This window comes from Streptomyces sp. TRM70350, from assembly GCF_019219825.1.
GTDB lineage: Bacteria > Actinomycetota > Actinomycetes > Streptomycetales > Streptomycetaceae > Streptomyces.
The window spans coordinates 105,249-124,708 of sequence record NZ_JAHUXH010000012.1 but is presented as its reverse complement, the minus strand read 5'-3'; the positions used below and the strand labels follow the sequence as shown (position 1 = coordinate 124,708).

The 19,460-nt window shown below is 72.4% G+C and carries 13 protein-coding genes and 1 pseudogene; 10 read left to right on the top strand and 4 right to left on the bottom strand.

All coding sequences use genetic code 11. The features are described 5' to 3' along the window. Positions 1–95: 95 nt before the first annotated feature. From KWI83_RS20140 to KWI83_RS20130, 3 genes are read right to left on the bottom strand one after another with little or no spacing between them, the layout of a single operon-like run. Entirely contained in the window at positions 96–2,159 is a 2,064-nt protein-coding gene (locus KWI83_RS20140; RefSeq protein ID WP_218515755.1) for an iron ABC transporter permease, read from the bottom strand. 4 nt (positions 2,160–2,163) lie between these two features. After that, positions 2,164–3,144: an iron-siderophore ABC transporter substrate-binding protein gene (locus KWI83_RS20135; protein ID WP_218515754.1), complete on the bottom strand. Its 981-nt coding sequence runs from the start codon at positions 3,142–3,144 to the stop codon at positions 2,164–2,166. Beyond that, complete coding sequence (locus tag KWI83_RS20130) at positions 3,141–4,001, bottom strand: ABC transporter ATP-binding protein (protein ID WP_218515753.1); 861 nt, start codon at positions 3,999–4,001, stop codon at positions 3,141–3,143. The genes KWI83_RS20135 and KWI83_RS20130 overlap by 4 nt, the downstream gene beginning before the upstream one ends. A 276-nt stretch (positions 4,002–4,277) precedes the next feature. On the opposite strand from KWI83_RS20130, the gene KWI83_RS20125 reads away from it, so the two are divergent. From KWI83_RS20125 to KWI83_RS20090, 8 genes and pseudogenes are all read left to right on the top strand, one after another. After that, entirely contained in the window at positions 4,278–5,159 is an 882-nt protein-coding gene (locus tag KWI83_RS20125) for a GNAT family N-acetyltransferase (RefSeq protein ID WP_218515752.1), read from the top strand. Positions 5,160–5,365: 206 nt separating this feature from the next. After that, on the top strand, positions 5,366–5,917 hold the full coding sequence (locus KWI83_RS20120; RefSeq protein ID WP_218515751.1) for a hypothetical protein: 552 nt from the start codon (positions 5,366–5,368) through the stop codon (positions 5,915–5,917). A gap of 373 nt (positions 5,918–6,290) precedes the next feature. Then, positions 6,291–7,577, top strand: coding sequence for a DUF6777 domain-containing protein (locus KWI83_RS20115; RefSeq protein WP_218515750.1), 1,287 nt, complete (start codon positions 6,291–6,293; stop codon positions 7,575–7,577). A 196-nt stretch (positions 7,578–7,773) separates the two neighbouring features. After that, positions 7,774–8,076 (top strand): hypothetical protein, encoded by a 303-nt coding sequence (locus tag KWI83_RS20110; RefSeq protein ID WP_218515847.1) that lies wholly within the window; start codon positions 7,774–7,776, stop codon positions 8,074–8,076. Beyond that, a pseudogene (locus KWI83_RS20105) lies at positions 8,073–10,520 on the top strand (type I polyketide synthase); the annotation flags it as partial. The gene KWI83_RS20110 and the pseudogene KWI83_RS20105, both read left to right, overlap by 4 nt. A 697-nt stretch (positions 10,521–11,217) precedes the next feature. Further along, a complete protein-coding gene (locus KWI83_RS20100; RefSeq protein ID WP_308122121.1) occupies positions 11,218–12,657 on the top strand; it encodes an aminotransferase class I/II-fold pyridoxal phosphate-dependent enzyme in 1,440 nt (479 codons plus the stop codon). Positions 12,658–13,198: 541 nt separating this feature from the next. Next, positions 13,199–15,637 (top strand): SpoIIE family protein phosphatase, encoded by a 2,439-nt coding sequence (locus KWI83_RS20095; RefSeq protein ID WP_218515748.1) that lies wholly within the window; start codon positions 13,199–13,201, stop codon positions 15,635–15,637. 187 nt (positions 15,638–15,824) lie between these two features. Next, entirely contained in the window at positions 15,825–16,055 is a 231-nt protein-coding gene (locus KWI83_RS20090) for a response regulator transcription factor (RefSeq protein WP_218515747.1), read from the top strand. Positions 16,056–16,062: 7 nt separating this feature from the next. Here the strand turns inward: KWI83_RS20090 and KWI83_RS20085 are convergent, their stop codons facing one another. Further along, a complete protein-coding gene (locus KWI83_RS20085) occupies positions 16,063–17,049 on the bottom strand; it encodes a serine/threonine-protein kinase (protein ID WP_218515746.1) in 987 nt (328 codons plus the stop codon). Between the two features lie 398 nt (positions 17,050–17,447). Here KWI83_RS20085 and KWI83_RS20080 point away from each other — a divergent pair, with 398 nt between their 5' ends. After that, positions 17,448–18,425 (top strand): 4Fe-4S dicluster domain-containing protein, encoded by a 978-nt coding sequence (locus tag KWI83_RS20080; RefSeq protein WP_218515745.1) that lies wholly within the window; start codon positions 17,448–17,450, stop codon positions 18,423–18,425. Next, on the top strand, positions 18,422–19,450 hold the full coding sequence (nrfD, locus tag KWI83_RS20075) for an NrfD/PsrC family molybdoenzyme membrane anchor subunit (RefSeq protein WP_218515744.1): 1,029 nt from the start codon (positions 18,422–18,424) through the stop codon (positions 19,448–19,450). The genes KWI83_RS20080 and nrfD overlap by 4 nt, the downstream gene beginning before the upstream one ends. Positions 19,451–19,460 lie beyond the last annotated feature (10 nt).

Sequence of the window (19,460 nt, the reverse complement as noted above, 5' to 3'; positions counted from 1 at the left end):
GGCTGTGTCGAAGTGCGGCTCCGCCGCGTCGGCGCGGACGGCCCGACGGGCCCGCAGACGATCGGCGGCCCATCGCGGCACTTCCCGCGGAGCGCTCAGCGGCTGCGGACGAGGAGATAGAGGAAGTACGGCGTCCCGATCACGGCCGTCATCAGGCCGGCGCCGAGCTGGGCCGGCGCGATCACGGTCCTGCCGACCAGATCCGCGGTACAGACGAGCACGGCGCCGAGGAGCATCGCCACCGGCACCACCCGGACGTGCTGCCGGCCCACGAGGGCCCGGGCCGCGTGCGGTGCCACCAGGCCCACGAAGCCGATCGTGCCCGCGGCGGCCACGGCGGTGGCGCTGAGCAGAACGCCCAGGACGAGGAAGCCCAGGCGCCCCCGCGCCACGTCGAGCCCCAGGAGCCTGGGGGTGTCCTCGTCGAGCGACACAAGGTCGAGCTCCGTACGCCGCAGCACCGCAACGGCCGCGCCGACGGCGAGGACCGCCGCGAGAGGCGCCGCGTCGGGCAGGGTCCGGCCGTAGGTGGAGCCCGACAGCCAGGTGAGCGCCTTCGTCGCGTTGAACGGGTCGGTGAGGATGATGAGCAGGCTGATCAAGGCACTTGCCCCGGTGGCGACGCCGAACCCGACGAGGACGAGCCGGTTCTGCTGGAACCCGCCGCGCGCGGCGAGTCCGAAGACGAGGACGGAACTGACCACGGCGCCCGCGAACGCCCCACCGGCCACGCTCCACGAACCGGCCAGGGGCACCGTCGTCACGAGGAGCACGGCGCCGAGTGCGGCTCCGCCGGAGACACCGAGAACACCCGGCTCGGCCAGGGGATTGCGGGTCACCGCCTGGACGAGCGTCCCGGCCAGGGCGAGGGCGGCGCCCGCGAGGAGCGCCGCGACGACCCGGGGCACCCGGGTGTCGAGGACGAAGGAGACGGTCCGGCCCGCCCGGCCCTGCGCCCAGTTCGCCACGTCGCCCAGCAGCAGCTTGCTGTCGCCCAGCAGCACGGCGGCGATCGTCACGCCGACGAGCACGGCGGCGAGGACGGCTGTGGTGGTCAGAAAGACGGTCCGGCTCCTGATGCGCAGCCGGTCGGGGGCGGCAGCGGCGGCCCCGTCCCGGACCCGGGTGGCCATCACGATCAGGAACACGGCGCCGACGAGGCTGGTGACGACACCGGTCGGCACGGCGACCGCCACGTCCGCCGGTACGACGGCGCGCAGCAGCACGTCGGAGCCGAGCACCAGCGCCGCACCGACGAGGCCCGCGACCGGCATGCCCGCCCGTGTCCGGGTGAGCGCGCGGAACCTGCGGGCGAGGGGGCGGACGAGCGCGGGGGCGCACAGGCCGACGAAGCCGATGGGGCCGGCGAGTGTGACGGCCGCCGTGGACAGCAGCGCCGTGAACACGACGACGGTGACCCTGGTGGCGCGGACCCGGACGCCCAGGCCGCGGGCGGCGTCGTCGCCGAGCGCCATGGCGTCGACCCGCCGGGCGAGGAGCAGCAGCCCGACGAGTCCGGCGACACCGACCGGCGCCATCTGCAGCACGCCCTCGAACCCGTTCTGGGCGATGCTGCCCTGGTTCCACTGGTAGAGGCCCTCGGTCTGCCGCGGGAACAGCAGGAGCAGTCCCTCGGTGACGGCGGTGAGGCCGAGGGTGAGGGCGCTGCCGGCGAGCACGAGACGGACGGTGCCCGTGCCCGGGCCGGACAGTCCCAGGACGACGGCCGCGGCGGCGAGGCCGCCGGCGAACGCGACGCCGGAGGAGGCGATGAGCGGAAGCGAGACGCCGGTGGCGGCGGCCAGCCCGAGGGCCAGGTAGGACCCGGCGTTGACGGCGAGCGTGTCCGGGGAGGCGAGGACGTTGCGGCTGACGGCCTGCAGGGCGGCGCCCGCCATTCCGAGCGCGATCCCGACGAGGAGCCCGGCGGTCATGCGGGGCAGCCGGGAGGCGATGACGACGGAGGCGTCGGCCGGATCGGCCCGGCCGGTGAGCGCCTTCCACACCTCGGGCGCGCCGACCGCGGCCGTGCCCTGCGTGAGGTCCACGATCGCGAGGACGGTGACCAGCAGGACCAGGGCGGCCGTCACCGCGGCCGCGCCCGTCCGGGACGTGGCCGCCGACGGACGGGTGGGGGGAGCGGATGCGGTGACGGCCATGCGGTTACTTCGTCAGGGCCTTGACGACGGCGTCGACGTACTGCTCCATCGACTCGGGGCCGCCGAACATCCAGATGCCGTCGGGCAGCCGGTGGACGTTGCCCTTCTTCACGAACGGCAGCGAGGTCCACACCTTGTCCTTGGCCAGGGCGCCGGTGAACGGGGTGCTGTTCTTGTCCCCGTCGCTGCCGATGTAGGCGAACTGCACATCGCCCAGCTTGGTGAGGCCCTCGACGTCGGTGGAGCCGAGCCCGTAGTCCTTGTCGCCCTCCACGGTCCAGGCGTTCTTCAGGCCGAGCTTCTCGTTGACCGCGCCGATGAGGGAGCCGCTGGTGAACGGCCGGATCGATACCTGGTTGGAGACGACATAGCCGTCGGCGAAGGCGTACTTCGCGCCGGCGAGTCCGGCGTCGGCGAGGGCCTTCCTGCCCTCGGCGAGCTTCGCGTCGAACTGCTCCTTGAGCTTGGCGGCCTGCTCGGTGGTACCGGTGGCCTGCGCGATGAGGTCCAGGTTCTCGGTCATCTGCCCGATCGGGTCGGCGGCGTCGGCGGACCGCACCTCCAGGACCGGGGCGACCTCGCGCAGCTGCTTCACGGCGGACGCCGGCAGATCGGTGGTGGCGACGATGAGGTCCGGGGACAGCGAGGCGATGGTGTCCATGCTCGGCTCGCCGCGCGTGCCGATGTCCTTGGGCTCGTTCTTCAGCGGGACCGCGGTGTCCCAGGTCTTGTAGCCCTTGACGTCGGCGACACCGACGGGGTCGACGCCCAGCGATATCAGGCTCTCCACGACGTTCCACTCGGTGCCGACGACCTTCTTGGCCGGGCCGTCGAGCTCCACCTTGGCCCCGGAGGCGTCGGTGAGGGTGACGCGCTCGCCGGTCTGCTGCGCGGTGTCGTCGGCGGCGGGCTCGGTGGTCCCGCAGGCGGTCAGGGTGAGCGCCGCGGCGGTGGCGGCCGCCGCGGTCATCAGGAGGCGTCTCATGAGGTGGTGCTGAGCCTTTCGCTTCGCGTGTGGTGTCGGCCGATGGCGCGGGTGCGCAGCCGGCCCGTCAGGGGGTCGGTGTCGACTTCGATACGGATGCCGTACGTGTCGGTGAGCCGCTGTGCCGTCAGTACGTCCTCGGGCAGGCCGTCGGCGATGATCCGCCCCTCGTGGAGCAGCACGACCCGGTTGGCGACGGCCGCGGCCTGGTCCAGGTCGTGCAGGACGGCGCCGACCGCGATCCCGTGGTCGTCCGCCAGGTCGCGGACGAGGTCGAGGAGTTCGATCTGGTAGCGCAGGTCCAGGTAGGTGGTGGGTTCGTCGAGGAGCAGTACGCCGGTCTCCTGGGCCAGGCACCCGGCGAGCCAGACGCGCTGGAGCTGGCCCCCGGAGAGGTGCTCGGCACCCCGGTCGGCGAGCTCCGCGACGCCGGTCAGGGCGAGGGCGCGTTCCACCGCCGCCCGGCCGTCCGGATCCTTCCTGCCCCAGCGGCCCCGGTACGGGTAGCGGCCGAACTCGACGACGTCCCGCACGGTCAGCCCGCTCGGCGTGGGCCGTCCCTGCGTCAGCAGGGCCACGCGGCGCGAGAACTCACGGGGGGTCAGGGCCAGACCGTCGGTGTCGCCGTCGATGACCAGTTCGGCGGTCCTGGGCCGCTGCAGCCGCGCGAGGGTGCGCAGCAGCGTCGACTTGCCACTGCCGTTCGGGCCCACCAGCACGGTCACTTCGCCGGGCCGCAGCCTCAAGGACGCGCCGTGCACGACATCGACACCGTCGTACGCCACGGTCACGTCCGTGGCCGACAGCTCATGACCGCGTGGACTCACGGCCCCGGAGGTCTCTTCACCAGCTCGCACCCCGGAAGGTTAGCCTAACCTAATGAGCGATTGAAGCGGGGGTGGCCGCTCAGCCTCCGGCACCCGTGGGCTGGGCGGATCCTGCAGCGGGGTGGGCAGGACAAGGTGGGCGAGCCCGCCCCACCGTCAGTCCGGCTCCGGTGTGTCCCGGGTGACGGGCAAGTGAGGGTCGGTGTCACACGCACAGAGACCCCGAGACCCCCAAATCCCTTTGCAGAGCTTGGCTGGAGCAGCTATTTTTCCCCGGCCGTTCACCGCCCTCATGACGGAGACACCTTGTCGATGCGCATCACCCCCCTGACCGACCCCGACCGTGGCCCGTTCAGCCGCCGTCTGGCATGGCTGGCGTCCGAGGCGGGCGGGGCACCGGTCGGCTCGGCGTTCCTGCGCCTGCCCACCGGCCCCGGTCAGGAGCACCAGGGCGAGCTGGAGCTGAACGTTCATCCGGCCGAGCGGCGCAACCGTGTCGGTTCGCGGCTGCTCAAGACGGTTGTGGCCGCCGCCCGGAAGGAGGGCAGACGGCACGTTGTCGCGCAGGCCGAGGCCGGTTCGGCCGGGGACCGTTTCCTCGCGGCGAGCGGCTTTCGCAAGGTCCTCACACTGACGTACGCGCGACTCACGTTGGCCAGTGCGGACATCGCCGCCCTCACCGGGATCGTCGAACAGCCGCACCCCGGCTACCGGTTGGAGTCATGGCAGGGCAGCGTCCCCGGCCACCTCGCACAGACCTTCGCCGCCGCACGCCGGGCCATGGACGACATGCCCATGGACGAGGCCGACCACGTCCCGGTGACCTGGGACGTCGAGCGCGTCCGGGCCGCCGCGCGGATCATCGAGCAGCGCGGCGACCTGCTGCACACCGTCGTCGCGGTCGACACGTCGGACAACTCGATCGCCGGGTTCACCGAACTGGTCGTTCCCGGCGGCGGAAAGGGCGATGGTCAGCACTACGGCACCGGCGTGCTGCCCGAGCACCGCGGGCACGGCCTCGGCCGGTGGATGAAGGCGGAGTCGATCCGGCACGCCCGTCAGCACCACCCCGACCTCGACGGCCTGACCACCGACACCGCCGCCGGCAACGCGCCCATGCGCCACATCAACGACAGCCTGGGCTACCTGCCGACGCATCAGGTGATCTCCCACCGACTCGATCTCTGACGACCCACTGCCCAGGCCCTCCAGGAGACGGGCACACGACCCGGCGGACACCTGGCCCGCCGGGCGGCAAAAAGTACAGAAAGCTAGGATTCCAGACATGGGAGAGCGGTCCGCACAGCCGACTCCGGTGACATCGTCCTCCGTGGCTCCCGGGTCTCCCGGCAACCCGCGATGCCGCTCATACGGAAGTAACGGAAGCGGAAGACATGGCCGCCCCCGACACCGGTTTCGTTCCGACGCACGTCGTACCCCATGACGGACTGGCCGCCTGGGAGACTCCCGACGTGTCCCGGCCCACCGTGCCGCTCGACCCACTCCTGCCCGTCCAGCTGACGGAACGGCGCGGCGACTGGGGACGCATCGTGTGCCACAACGGCTGGTCGGCCTGGGTCGACGGCCGCCTGCTGGTTCCCGTGCCCCAAAGCCCGCCCATGGCCGGAGCACCGCCCACCCGCACGACCGACCCGCGCCCGTTGCTGGCCCGGGTGAAGGAATCGCTCGGCCGCTACTGGCTGGCCATGGAGGACATGGCGGCAGGCAAGGCGGACGGTGAGACCTTCCGGCAGCGGACCCGCGGGCTGCGGGCCGGGATGGTCATCGACGGGGACGCGGCGTGGCTGTACGACGCCGAGCAGGAGCGGTGGGTGTACTGCGACGGCACGCGCATCGACACCTATGCGGTCTCGTCCGCCCCGTCCGCCGACGAGGCTCCGGCGACGCCGACGGAGATCGTGGACTGGCCGCGCGAGTCCCGATGACCCGGCGCACTTGGGGCCCTACGACACCGGAGCGCACAATAGGCACGAAAGGTGTTCATACCCACAATATGTGGGTGAATATTTAACAAACCCTTCGATCTGCGTATTTTCTGCGCCGGCGGGAGGGAAAGCTGTGAGTTCGGAACCACTGCCAGAGCGTCCCACTGGCCCGCCCTCCGGCCCTCTCGCCGGTGGCCCTTCCAGCGAACCGGCAGGACCTCCTCCTCCGCCGCCGCCTCCGCCGACCGGCGGTGGGGGGTCGGGTGGCCCGGGTGGCCCAGGCCCCCCGAAGCGGCGACCCGGCGGCGGAGAGCATGGCCCCTGGTGGCGGTCCCTGCCGCGGATCGCGGCGATCACCGCCCTGATCGCCGCTGTGGGTCTGACCGTCTTCTTCACCCGCCCGATTGGCGGACCGGCCCAGGCCGGTGAGGTCATCCTGCAGCCCGCGAACGCGACCGGGCCGGATCCCTACACCGAGTCGACGGCGAACACGACCTCGTCGTTGCCGGCTGCCACGCCCAGCGCGCCTCCCAGCAAGGCGAACGCGATCCGCAGTGTGACGGGATCGGAACCCGGCCTGTACGGCGGGAGCCACAACACCGCCAGCTGCGACGTGGAGAAGCAGGTCCGCTATCTGACCGCCGACCGAGCCAAGACCAAGGCCTTCGCCTCGGTTCTGGACATCCGGGAGTCCGCCGTCCCCGGCTATCTGCGCTCGCTGACGCCGCTACAGCTGCGTTCCGACACCCGCGTCACCAACCACGGCTACCGCGACGGCGCATCCACCAGCTACCAGGCGGTGCTCCAGGCCGGCACGGCCGTCCTCGTCGATGGCTACGGAGCGCCGAAGATGCGCTGCGCCTGTGGCAATCCGCTCGGCCGTGCGATCGCCCAGGAAGGTACACCGCAGCAGAAGGGGACCGCCTGGTCCGGGTACCGGCCGCAGAACGTCGTGGTCGTCAACCGCGCGCCCACCAAGGTCAAGGAGTTCGTCATCTTCGACGCGGAGGAACGGGACTGGGTCCGCCGCTACCCGGGGGACCACGGCGCCCGTGATGAGAAGACCGCTCCCCCGCCCAGGCACTGGCCACTGCCGCCGACACAGTCGCCCGCGACCGAGTCGCCGCACACCGAGCCCGGCAAGGGCGACCGCGAGTCGAAGACCGACAAGGATCCCAAGCCCAAGCCCGACGACTCCCCCACCCCCAAGCCCACCACCACCAAGCCCCCGACCGAGGACACCCCCAAGCCCACCACCGACACTCCCAAGCCCACCACCGACACCCCCAAGCCGACCACCGAGACCCCCAAGCCCACCACCGACACCCCCAAGCCCACCACCGACACCCCCAAGCCCACGACCGACACCCCCAAGCCCACCACCGACACTCCGAAGCCCACGACCGACACCCCCAAGCCCACGACCGACGACACCCCGCAACCCAACCCCGACACCGACACCCCCCAACCCCCAACCGACGACACCCCGCAACCCAACCCCGACACCGACACCCCCCAACCCCCAACCGACAACTCCCCGCAACCCGACCCCGACAACAACGCCCCCCAGCCCCAGCCCGACAACGGCAACGGCAACGGCAACGGCAACGGCAACCCTGAGCCCAACCCCGACAACGGCAACGACAACCCCGCCGAGTGACCCGCTTCAGCCTGTGCGTCCAGCCGCGTCACCGATCCGGTCCCGCCGACCGCCCCTGGGCCACGTACGGCCACCACCGGCACCTGTCAAGTAACGAACAGCCGGGACTACGACCTCATCGCCCCTCCGGGCACGGTGGCAATCGACCGCCTGCGCAAAGAGCAGGAACGAAACGCCATCCGGATCGGAGGCCCCGATGTCCCGTCGTGCACTGCTGTCCGTCGTGTTCGGTGCGGAAGCGACCGGCAGGCTGAAGACTCAGGGGTACGACGATGCGCGCTCCGACTCCAGCTGTGCCGCCGCCGTGGCGGAGGCCCGCAGCGGTTCCGTGGACGGACCGACTGCCCGGAGCGCGGGCGAGGACCTGCGCCGCGCCGCCATGCTGGTCACGCACGTGCACGGCGAGGGCGAACAGCTCAGAGCACGGATCAAGCAGCTGAGCGACGCAACGGAGGCCGTGGTCCCACCCAGGCACCTCGACAAGGAAGACGCGTCATGACCGACATCGCCATCGTCGGACTCGGCTGCCGCTTCCCAGGCGCCCCCGACATCCGCTCGTACTGGAAGCTCCTGATGAGCGGGGAACGGCAGTTCTCCGCCGTGCCGAGGGAGCGGTGGCACCACGGGACCTTTCACACATCCGGAAGCCGTTCGGCCCCCCATGCCGCGGACACCGACCGGGTCGCCTTCCTGGACGACGTTGACCGTTTCGACGCCCTGCACTACGGGGTGCCGCCCGCTCGTGCCCGTGCCATGGATCCGCAGCACCGGCTGATGCTGGACATCACCCGTGAGGCCCTCGACGACGCGGGGCTGGGCCGCGGCGACTTCGACCGGGAGAACACCGGGGTCTTCTTCGGAATGTCGGTGTCCGACTGCAAGGACCTCATGACGGCCCCCGTCCAGGCCTTCACCCTGCCCGGGAGCCCGCTCAACATGGCGGCCGGCACCGTCAGTCGGCAGTTCGACCTCGGCGGGCCGAGCCTCGCGGTCGACGCCGCCTGCTCCGGCTCGCTGGTCGCCCTCGACGTGGCGATCGCCCATCTGCGCCAGGGCACCTGCCGGATCGCCGTCGTCGGCGGGGTGTACCTCAATCTCACCCCCGACAGCCTGTTCGGCTTCTCCGAGCTGCGCGCGCTGTCCGCCACCGGTGTGTGCCGCCCGTTCGACGAGCGGGCCGACGGCTTCGTGCTCGGCGAGGGCGCCGGTGCCGTCGTCGTACGGCCGTTGTCCGACGCGCTCGCCGACGGGGACCGTGTCTATGCCGTGATCAAGGGCATCGGCTCCGCCAACGACGGCGCGAGCCCGGCACCGCCGGCCCCCACCCCGGAAGGCCGGCTGCGCGCCATGCGCCGGGCCTATGACGACGCCGGTGTTCCCCCCTCGTCCGTGGGTTTCCTCGAAGCCCACGGCACCGGCACCGCCGCCGACGACCGCGCCGAGGTCGAGGCGCTGCGCCTGCTGCGCACCGAGTACCCCGACGACGACCCCGGTCTGTGCTACCTCGCCTCGGGCAAGGCCCTCATCGGGCACTCCCTGTCCGCCGCGGGCATCGCGGCCCTGATCAAGACGGCGCTGGTCGTCCATCACCGCACCATCGTGCCGCAGCCGGAGACCACCCCCCATCCGGACCTGGGCGTCTCCGCGACGGGCCTGCGCTTCGCCGACACCGCACGGCCCTGGCCGGGCGCGGGCACCCCGCGGCGTGCCGCTGTCAGCTCGTTCGGTTTCGGCGGCACGAACGTCCATGTGGTTCTGGAGGAGCGGCCCGCCCCAGCCGTCGGCCGCCCATCGGTACGTACCGAAGACACCGGACCTCACCTCGTGCTGCTCTCTGCGAGTAACCCCGAGCTGCTGGACCGGCACCTGGGCGACGTACTCGACGCCGTGGAGCACGCGCCCGGCGCGCCGATCGCGGCACTGGCCCACACCCTGGGGTCGCGTGAGCCGCTGACGGCCCGCCTGGCGATCGTGGCCGCCGACACGGCCGAATTCGCCCAGCGGCTGCGTCGGGCCCGTCGGCAACTCGCCGACGGCGCCCGGGGCGACCTCGGCGACGGCGCCTTCGCCGCCGACGCTCCCCTGCCGTCCGCGCGGCGCCGCATCGCCTTCCTCTTCCCCGGTCAGGGCGGTGAGCGGCCGGGCATGACGCAGGACCTCTACGAGAGGTTCGCCGGCTTCCGGGCGGCCGTCGACGCCCTCGGCGCCCTGGTCCGGCGGGACATCGGCGTCGACCTCACCGATCTGCTCCACGGCGCGGCGACCGATGGCGACTGCGAGGAGCGCAGGCGGCGGCTCGCCGCCACCGAGGTGTGCCAGCCACTGCTGGGTACCGTACAGATCGCCGCTACCCGCCTGCTCACCGACTGCGGCGTCACTCCCGACCTCACCCTCGGCCACAGCGTCGGAGAGTTCGCCGCGGCCGCGGCGGCCGGAGCGCTCACCGACGAGGACACCGTCCGGTTTCTGGTCCACCGGGGCGCGGCCCTCGGGCGGGCCGAGACCGGGCCGCGGGGCGGGATGCTCGCCGTGCGCGGCGACAAGGAGACCTGCCGTCGGCTCATGAACGGCATCGACGACGTGTGGCTCGCCTGCTTCAACGAGCCGCGGCAGGTCGTGGTCAGCGGTACGTCGCGGGGGCTCGCCGCCCTGCGGGACGTCTGCGCCGAGGCGGGGATCGTCACGACGGCGCTCGATGTGTCGAACGCCTTCCACTCGCCGCGGCTCGCCTCCGCCGAAGGGGCCGTGCGGGCGGACCTCACCGACCGTCCCATCGGCAGCCCCGTCCTGCCGTTCGTCTCGTGTGTGGACGCGGCGGTCTGTACCGACCCCTACCGGCTGCGCGAGCTGTGGGCGCGTCACGCGTCCGCGCCGGTCCACTTCGGTGACGCCGTCCGGACCGCCTACGACCAGGGCGCCCGCGTCTTCCTCCAGGTGACCGGGGGTGGCTCGCTCCTCGCCGCGGTTCGCCGCAATCTCACCGGCCACGACGACGTTCACGTCGTCCCGGCGGGCGGGGTGGAGGCGGACCGCGGACGTGGCTTCGTGCTGGCCCTCGCGCGGCTCGCGGTCCTGGGCGCCGCGGTCGACCCGCGCGCCCTGGTTCCCGAGGGAGACCGCAGGCTGCTGGACCTGCCGGTGGCGCGGCTCGGCACCCAGTCCTCCTGGGTGCCGGGCCGGGGCCCCGCGCAGCAGGACACCACCGCCGCTTCCCTCCCGGCCCAGCCCGCACCGCCCGAGGAGGCCCCGACGAACGACCCGCTGAACGAACTGGTCCAGCTGGCTCGGCAGCAGGTCACGCTGCTCACCCGTCTCACCGAGGCGCTTGCCGCACAGAACGCCGCCGCACGGATCACCGCCCCGTCGGCGGCCGGAACCGCCGGTGCGCCCGCCTCCGCGGTCATCCCTGCCCCCGCCGGCGTGCCCGCTTCTCGCGCACCGGCCGTCGAGGAGCCCTCGCCGACCGGGGACGTCGACGAGGTCACCGACGCCGTGCTCGCACACGTGTCCCGCATCAGCGCGTTTCCGGTGAGTCATCTGCGCGGCGACCAGCTGCTGGTCGACGATCTGGGTTTCGACTCGTTGATGCTGACCGATCTGTTCACCTCGCTCAGGCGGCAGTGGCCACTGGGGACGTTCGATGTCGAGAGGGCCGCTGACCGGCCGACCGTCGGGAGCATCGCCGCACTGGTCGCGGGCGGCTCCGTGGACGCCGCACCGGCAGGCGTCGCCGGACGGGGCGACGGCCACGACGACGCTGCCCCGGCGTCGCCGCCCGCCCACCTGCATGCCGTCCCACCGTCCGCCGACTCACGTACGGCCCGGCCTGAGACGGCCGCTTCGGCCGCCGCCCCGCGGCCGGAAGAGCAGACGCGGATCGAGTGCTTCCCCGAAGTCACCCCACAGCGAGCGCATGGCCGTGCTCGCCCGGACGGGGCTGCGCAATCCGTACGTCCTCGTCCACGAAGGTGGCATGGCGGACACGACCGTCGTCGACGGCCGGGATCCCCTGTCCTTCTCCAGCTACGACTACCTGGGCCTGGCGACGCACCCGGAGGTCACCCAGGCGGCCAAGGAGGCGATCGATCGCTGTGGCACATCGGTGTCCGCCAGCCGGTCGCTGTCCGGCAGTCGCCGCCTCCACGGGGAGCTGGAGACCGACCTCGCCGACCTGCTCGGGTGCGAAGCCGCAATCACTCTGCCCCATGGGCATGCCACCAACGTCACCGTGATCGGGCATCTCGTCGGGCCGGGCGACCTGGTCGTCCACGACTCCCTCGCCCACGACAGCATCCTGCAGGGGTGCAAGCTCTCCGGCGCGACCCGGCGGCCCTTCCCGCACAACGACGCAGCCGCCCTCGACGCCCTCCTCGCACAGGTCCGCCACCAGTACCGGCGGGTGCTCGTCGTCGTCGAGGGCGTGTACGGCATGGACGGCGACATCGCCGACCTGCCCGCCCTCGTCCAGGTCAAGCGCCGGCACGGCGCGCTGCTGATGATCGACGAGGCGCACAGCATCGGAACGATCGGTGCGACGGGGCGCGGCATCGGGGAGTACGCCGACATCGACCGCCCAGCCGTGGATCTGTGGTCCGGCACGCTGTCCAAGGCGCTGGCGAGCGGCGGTGGCTATGTCGCCGCGAAGCGCTCGGTCGTCGAGTACCTCGGGTACACCGTTCCGGGCTTCGTCCACAGCGCCGGCATGCCCCAGGCCGACACCGCCGCGTCCCTGGCCGCCCTGCGGCTGCTGCGTGCCGAGCCCCAGCGCGTGGCACGGCTTTCCGCCAACTCCGCGCTGTTCGCGGGCCTCGCGCGCGAGGCGGGCGTCCCCACCGGTGACAGTCACGGCACGCCGATCGTCCCGTGCGTCGTCGGGGACTCGCCGCGGACACTGCGGCTCGCGGAGGCCCTGTTCGAGCAGGGCATCAGCGTCAGCCCCGTCCTCCACCCGGCCGTACCGGAGGAACTGGCCCGGCTGCGTTTCTTCATCACCTGCGACCACTCGCCCGACCAGATCCGGCACGCCGTGACCACGCTGGCGCACGAGCTGCGGCACCTGGGCAGGGCCCCCGCCGCGTGACCGCCGAACAGCGCGTCGTCCGCGCGCTGCCGGAGGGGCGGTGCCCGCCGTGAACGTCTCCCTCGGCCACACCGCCGATCACATCGCCGCAGCCGTCGCGCCGGAGCCGGTCGGAGGGGACCTGTGCGAGACCGTCTCGGCCGCCGCGGTACCCCGTGTCGCGGTCCACGTCCTCTCCCCTGGGGAACGCGCCCTTTCGGTACGGAGGAGCGGCCCGAAGTCATGGCCGCTGCCTGGGCGTTGAAGGAAGCCGCGGTCATGGCCGACAGGAGCGGCCTCTTCGGCGCCACGCCGCGCCGGATCGTGATCCTCGGCCTTGGCCGCCCGCCCTCGGCGGACGGCGCCGCGCGATGGTGTGGCAGGCGGGCGACGCGGTCCTCGCCCTGGTCCTCGTGCCCGGCCGGGCCCCGGTCCGCCCGCGTGACAGCGCTGCGTTGGTGCTCCCGGCCCCGCTAAATCATGCTTGTCAGTGGAGCCCTTTCGCATGCGGTTCCCGTGGGGACAGCGGGGCAAGGAACGAGCGAGGGCGAGATGAGCGGCGATGGAACGATTTCCCATCCCTCCCAGTGAGCCGCCGGAGGAGTCGGACCCCTCCCGTGAGCGTGAGTCGGCGGACACGGCCGCGGCCACCATCAACGAGCAGGGCATCGTGATCGGGTGGAGTGAAGGTGCCCGACGACTCCTCGGCTACGCGACCTCCGAGGTCATAGGGCTCCCCGCCGCCCGCCTGCTCGCCGATGTCGTCAGCGATGCGGCGCGGCGGGCCCCGCCCCGGCAGGAGCGGTGGAGCGGCACCGTGGCGCTGCGGCACCGGGACGGCCACCGGATGGACGTACGACTGCTCACGCACCGCGCGACGTCCACCGGCGGGGCGGCCAAGTGGCTCGTGGTGTCCCCCGTGCCGGGCAGGCCGCGCACACCCTTGAGTGAATCCCTGAGGGAATGGGCGTTCACCCAGTCCCCCTGTCTCCTGGCGATCTTCGATACGGACCTGCGGCTGATACGGGCGAACGCCGGGATGGAGCGCGCGCTGTCCTTCCCCGAGGCCGTGATGCGCGGCCTGCGTCTGCCGGACATCGCGCCCGATCCCGTGAGCGACGCGACCGAACAGAGGATGCGCCTGGCGTTGGAGACGGGGGAGCCGCAGCATGTGGGCGCCTTCACCCGTCCCTCGGGTACGGGCGCGGAGCACGACTGGGCGACCTCGCTCGCCCCGTTGCGGGACCCGGACGGCCAGGTGCGGGCCGTGTGCCTGGCCGCGCACGACAGGGCCGGACTGGAGAGGACCCGGCAGCAGACGTCCCTGCTGCACGACGCCGACGCCCGCATCGGCACCACCCTGAACAGCGCCCGCACCGCCCAGGAACTGTCCGACGTCGTCGTCCCCCGGCTCGCCGACTTCGTGGTCGTCGATCTGCTCGACCCTCCCCCGCGCGGCGACGAGTCACCCGCCCGCCCGGCGGCAGAACCGGTCACCTTGTGCCGTACCGCTGTGCGGTCGGTCCTCGAAGGAAGCCTGGAGTCCCCGGTCGGGGTCGGAGGGACGACGGTCTATCCGCCGCTGTCGCCGCCCGCCGAGTGCCTGGCCACGGGCCGTGGCGCGGTGTACGGGACGAACGACCCGGTGATCGCCCGATGGGTGGCCCAGGACCACGGGGCGGCCTGGATCCGCGAGTACGGGACCCACTCGATGATGACGGTGCCGCTGCGGGCCGGCGGTATCACCCTGGGCCTCGCCCTCTTCGGCCGTCATCAGCGCCGGGAGCCCTTCGAGCCGGACGACCTCAGGCTGGCCGAGCGGCTCACGACCAGAGCGGCCGTCAGCATCCACACCGCGCGCCGCCGCAGCCGGGACCGCACCAACACCATGACCCTGCAGCGCAGCCTGCTCCCGCAGACGCTGCCCGATCAGACGGCCCTGGAGATCGCCTCCCGCTACCTGCCCGCCAGTACCGAGTCCGGCGTGGGGGGCGACTGGTTCGATGTGATCCCGCTGTCGGGGGCACGGGTGGCGCTGGTCGTGGGCGACGTCGTGGGCCACGGCATGCGGGCCGCCGCCACCATGGGCCGCCTGCGCACCGCGGTCCGCACTCTGGCCGACGTCGACCTGCCGCCCGACGAGCTGCTCACCCACCTCGACGACCTCATCATCCACCTCTCCGCCGACGAGGCCGGGGCGGAAGGTGCCGGGGACGCCGCCGGGGGCATCGGCACCACCTGCCTGTACGTGGTCTACGACCCGGTGTCCCGCCACTGCACTCTCGCCCGGGCCGGCCATCCCCCGCCGGCCGTGGTCTCCCCCGACGGCGCCGTGTACCTCCTCGACGTCCCGGTCGGGCCGCCGCTGGGGCTGGGGGGCCTGCCCTTCGAGACCGTGGAGACCGAACTCGCCGAGGGCAGCATCCTCGCCCTGTACACCGATGGTCTGCTCCAGACCCGCGAACACGACATCGACGACGCCCTGGACGGCATGTTCGCCGCCCTCTCCCGTCCCGCCTCCACGCTGGAGACGGTCTGCGACCGGGTACTGACGGGTCTGCTGACCCACCGTCCCGAGGACGACGTCGCTCTGCTCGTCGCCCGCACCCGGGCCCTCCATGACGACCGGGTCGTCGTCTGGGACCTGCCGTCCGACGCCTCCGTCGTCGCCCAGGCCCGTCGGCGTACGGCCGACCAGCTGACGGCCTGGGGACTGGACGAGGCCACCTTCGTCACCGAACTCATGGTCAGCGAACTGGTCACCAATGCGATCCGCTACGGCCGGCCGCCCATCCAGCTGCGGCTGATTCACGAGAACAGCACCTTGATCTGCGAAGTCTCCGATTCGAGCAGTACCGCCCCGCACATGCGGCGTGCCCGGACCTTCGACGAGGGAGGGCGCGGCCTGCTGCTGGTCGCCCAGCTCGCCCAGCGCTGGGGCACCCGGCACGCGCCCGTCGGCAAGACCATCTGGGCCGAGCAGTCCCTCGCCGGGTACTGACCCAACGCGCCGTGGCGCGCATGCGGACGTGCGCTGTGACAGGCCTGTGACAGTGCGAGGACACCGTCATGAAGTCGTGCGCGCAAGCTTTTTGAACAGGAGGACAAATAAGACATTCCAGCACATGTCACCCCGCTTCCGAGGCTGTGAGCAGGGATGACGAGCCGATCTTCTCGGAGAGAGTCCCATGAGCCTCACGTTCGCCACGCCGCACGCCGAAGCCCCCGCACCCGCGCTGGCCCCGCGCGAGCAGGAGACACTGCGGCACATCGCCGCGGGACGCACCTACCTGCAGACGGCCCGCCACATGGGACTGTCCAAGCACACGGTCGACGCCTATCTCCGCCGCATCCGGGCCAAGCTCGGCATCAACAGCACGGCGGAACTGACCCGACTGGCCATCTCCCTGGGGCTGTGACGCCGGGCTACGGACCGCGGAAGACCGGCCGGGCCCAGGCCGGAGGCTCCGGTGGCGGCTCGGGGTGCTCCGAGGCTCCGAGGGGCCGGGGACCCTCTCGGGATGGTGGACGAGCGTGCGCGCCGACGCCGCTTCCGGTGGCGACGCGCAGGGCCCTCACGAACTCCAGGCAGGAGTCGTAGCGGTCCTCGGGAATCTTCGCCAGGGCCTTCCCCAGGACATCGGCGGCGGCGGGCGCGATCCCCGCCCGCCTCTCGGTCAGGGGAGGCGGCTGGTCGTACTGGTGGGCCCACAGCAGCGCCACGTCCTCGTCACGCTCGAAGGGCGGCCCGCCGGCGAGGCACTCGTAGACCACACAGGCGAGGCTGTAGAGATCGCACCTGCCGTCCACCGGACGGCCGGAGATCTGTTCCGGCGCCATGTAGTCGAGCGTGCCGACGAACTCGCCCGCGGCGGTGAACCCGCTGAGCGACATCGACTTCTTCGTCAGCCCGAAGTCCGTGAGATAGACGTGTTCGGGGTGGTCGCTGTCGGTGCCCGCGGCGACCAGGATGTTGCCGGGCTTGACATCCCGGTGCACCAGATCGTGCTCATGGGCCGCGTCGAGTGCGGAGGCCACCTGCCCGGCGATGCGCAGGGAGGTCGCGACGGGGAGCGGACCCTCCCGGTCCAGCATGGCCCGCAGGTCCAGACCGCAGACGTACCGCATGGCGATGTACAGGACACCGTCGGTCTCGCCCGCTTCGAAGATCGGCACGATGTGCGGGTGGTCGATGGCCGCGGCCACACGGGACTCGTGGGTGAAGCGGCGTCGGAAGGTGTCGTCGGCGGCGCGCTCCGGGGCGATCAGCTTGAGCGCGACCGTGCGGTCCAGACGCAGGTCCCTCGCACGGTAGACGACGGCCATGCCACCGCGGCCGATCACATGCTCGATGCGGTAGCCCGCGATCTGCTTTCCGATCAGGCCCGAGGGTCGGCCCGTGTACAGGCTCATGTCGTTCGCCGCCGTGCCCACTGCTGCGGTGCCCGCGGGCGAAAAGTGCCGATCATGCCGCCCCGTCCCGACGTCCGGTGACGGCGCCGCGCGCCAGACCGCGTCACGACGCCGGACGCGGGCGTCAGCCAATCCATTGCCCAGTGCCGAATCGATTCTATCCACCGCAGGTCTCACTCGAACGGCCGCCCGCCCCACCTGCGGGAACTCCCGCGGTCGTGAGGCCCGGCCCGACCGCCACAACGGCCCACGCACCACCGTTTCGTCCGCGCGGGCCGGGGGCACTCGTGCCAGGCTCGGAACCAGCAGTCGGCGACTGGGCACGCGGGGCAGTCGCCGAAGTGGGCGGCAGGAGCGGTGAACCCACCGTGTCGGTGGCTGACGAGAACGGATCGCGCATGACGGACGACACCACCGCACGAGCGGCCGGGTACACCGACCCCCCACCGCGCATGGGCTTCTTCACGGACACCTCCGTGTGCATCGGCTGCAAGGCGTGCGAGGTGGCGTGCAAGGAGTGGAACGCGATCCCGGAGGACGGCCTGGAACTGACCGGCATGTCCTACGACAACACCCAGGGACTCGGCGCCAGCACCTGGCGGCACGTGGCCTTCATCGAGCAGCGCAAGCCGCTGGGCGGACAGGAACCCGGCGTCGGCCACGAGGACGTCGACGTCTTCGCGGCCGCCAGGAACCTCGGCACCTCCCCCTCCTCCCCCGGCCCGGGAGCCACGGCCCCGGAGCCCGGCTCCGCCCCCGCGGGCGCGCCCGCCGGGGCGATCTCTCCCGTCGCACCTGACGGACGTACCGAACTGCGCTGGCTGATGTCCTCCGACGTGTGCAAGCACTGCACGCACGCGGCCTGCCTCGACGTGTGTCCGACCGGGTCGCTGTTCCGCACCGAGTTCGGCACGGTCGTCGTCCAGGAGGACGTCTGCAACGGCTGCGGCTACTGCGTGCCCGCCTGCCCGTACGGCGTCATCGACCAGCGCCGGGGCGACGGGCGCGCCTGGAAGTGCACCCTGTGCTACGACCGCCTCGGCGTCGGCATGGAACCGGCCTGCGCCAAGGCGTGCCCCACCGACTCCATCCAGTTCGGGCCCTTGGAGGAGCTGCGGGAGCGGGCGGCGGCCCGGGTCGCTCACCTGCACGCGGCCGGTGTCACGGACGCGCGTCTGTACGGCGAGGACCCTGAGGACGGCGTCGGCGGCGACGGCGCGTTCTTCCTGCTGCTGGACGAACCGGAGGTCTACGGCCTGCCGCCCGACCCGGTCGTCACCACCCGCGATCTGCCCGCCATGTGGCGGCACGCGGCGGCCGCCGCCGCGTCGCTCGCCGCGATGGCCGTCGTCAGTTTCGTCAGGAGGCCGCGATGACCGGGTCCGACGTCACCCGGGGCGGGGTGGAGGGGGCGCGCCCCGGACGCGACGCCCTCACCGGAGCACATACCGGGCGCAGACGGCGGCGCCGCGGGCGCGGCGAGCGGGCGATGGTGCCCGACGTGGAGTTCTCCTCGTACTACGGCAAACCGATCCTGAACAAGCCGACGTGGAAGCCGCTGGACATCGCGGGCTATCTCTACCTCGGCGGGCTGGCCGGGGCATCCTCGCTGCTGGCCGCCGGTGGCCAGGTCACGGGCCGACCGGGTCTGGCCCGCGCGGCGAAACTGGGCGCGGCCGGGGCGATCTCGGTGTCCCTGGCCGCGCTCGTGCACGACCTGGGACGCCCCGCCCGGTTCCTCAACATGCTCCGCATCTTCAAGCCCACCTCCCCCATGAACCTGGGATCGTGGCTGCTGGCGGGCTACGCCCCGCTGACGATGGCCGCCGCTGCCGCCGATGTCGCGGGCCGCCACCGGATCGTCGGGGCCGCGGCCACGGCGGGCGCCGCCGCGCTCGGTCCGGCGGTCGCCACCTACACCGCCGTGCTGTTGTCCGACACCGCGGTGCCGTCGTGGCACGAGGGCCACCGCGAGATGCCGTTCGTCTTCGCGGGTTCGGGCGCCACCGCCGCTGCCGGGCTCACCCTGGCCTGCGCGCCGATCCGGGAGACCGGGCCCGCGCGTCGGCTCGCGGTGCTCGGCGCGGGACTGGAGCTGGCGGCCTTCCAGGTGATGAAGCGGCGCATGGGCCTGGCTGCCGAGCCGTACGAACAGGGCAGGCAGCACTGGCTGCTGCGTTCGGCGGAGGTGCTCACGGCGGGCGGTGCCGTACTGGCGGCGTACGCGGGCGGCCGGGAGCGGCTGCTCGCCGCGGCGGCGGGTGGGGCTCTGCTGGCCGGTTCGGCGGCCCTGCGGTTCGGCGTGTTCCACGCCGGTGTGGCCTCCGCGGAGGACCCCAAGTACACCGTCGTACCGCAGCGGGAACGTCTGGAGGCCCGAGCACGGTCCGACGGCCACTGACCGCCTCGGC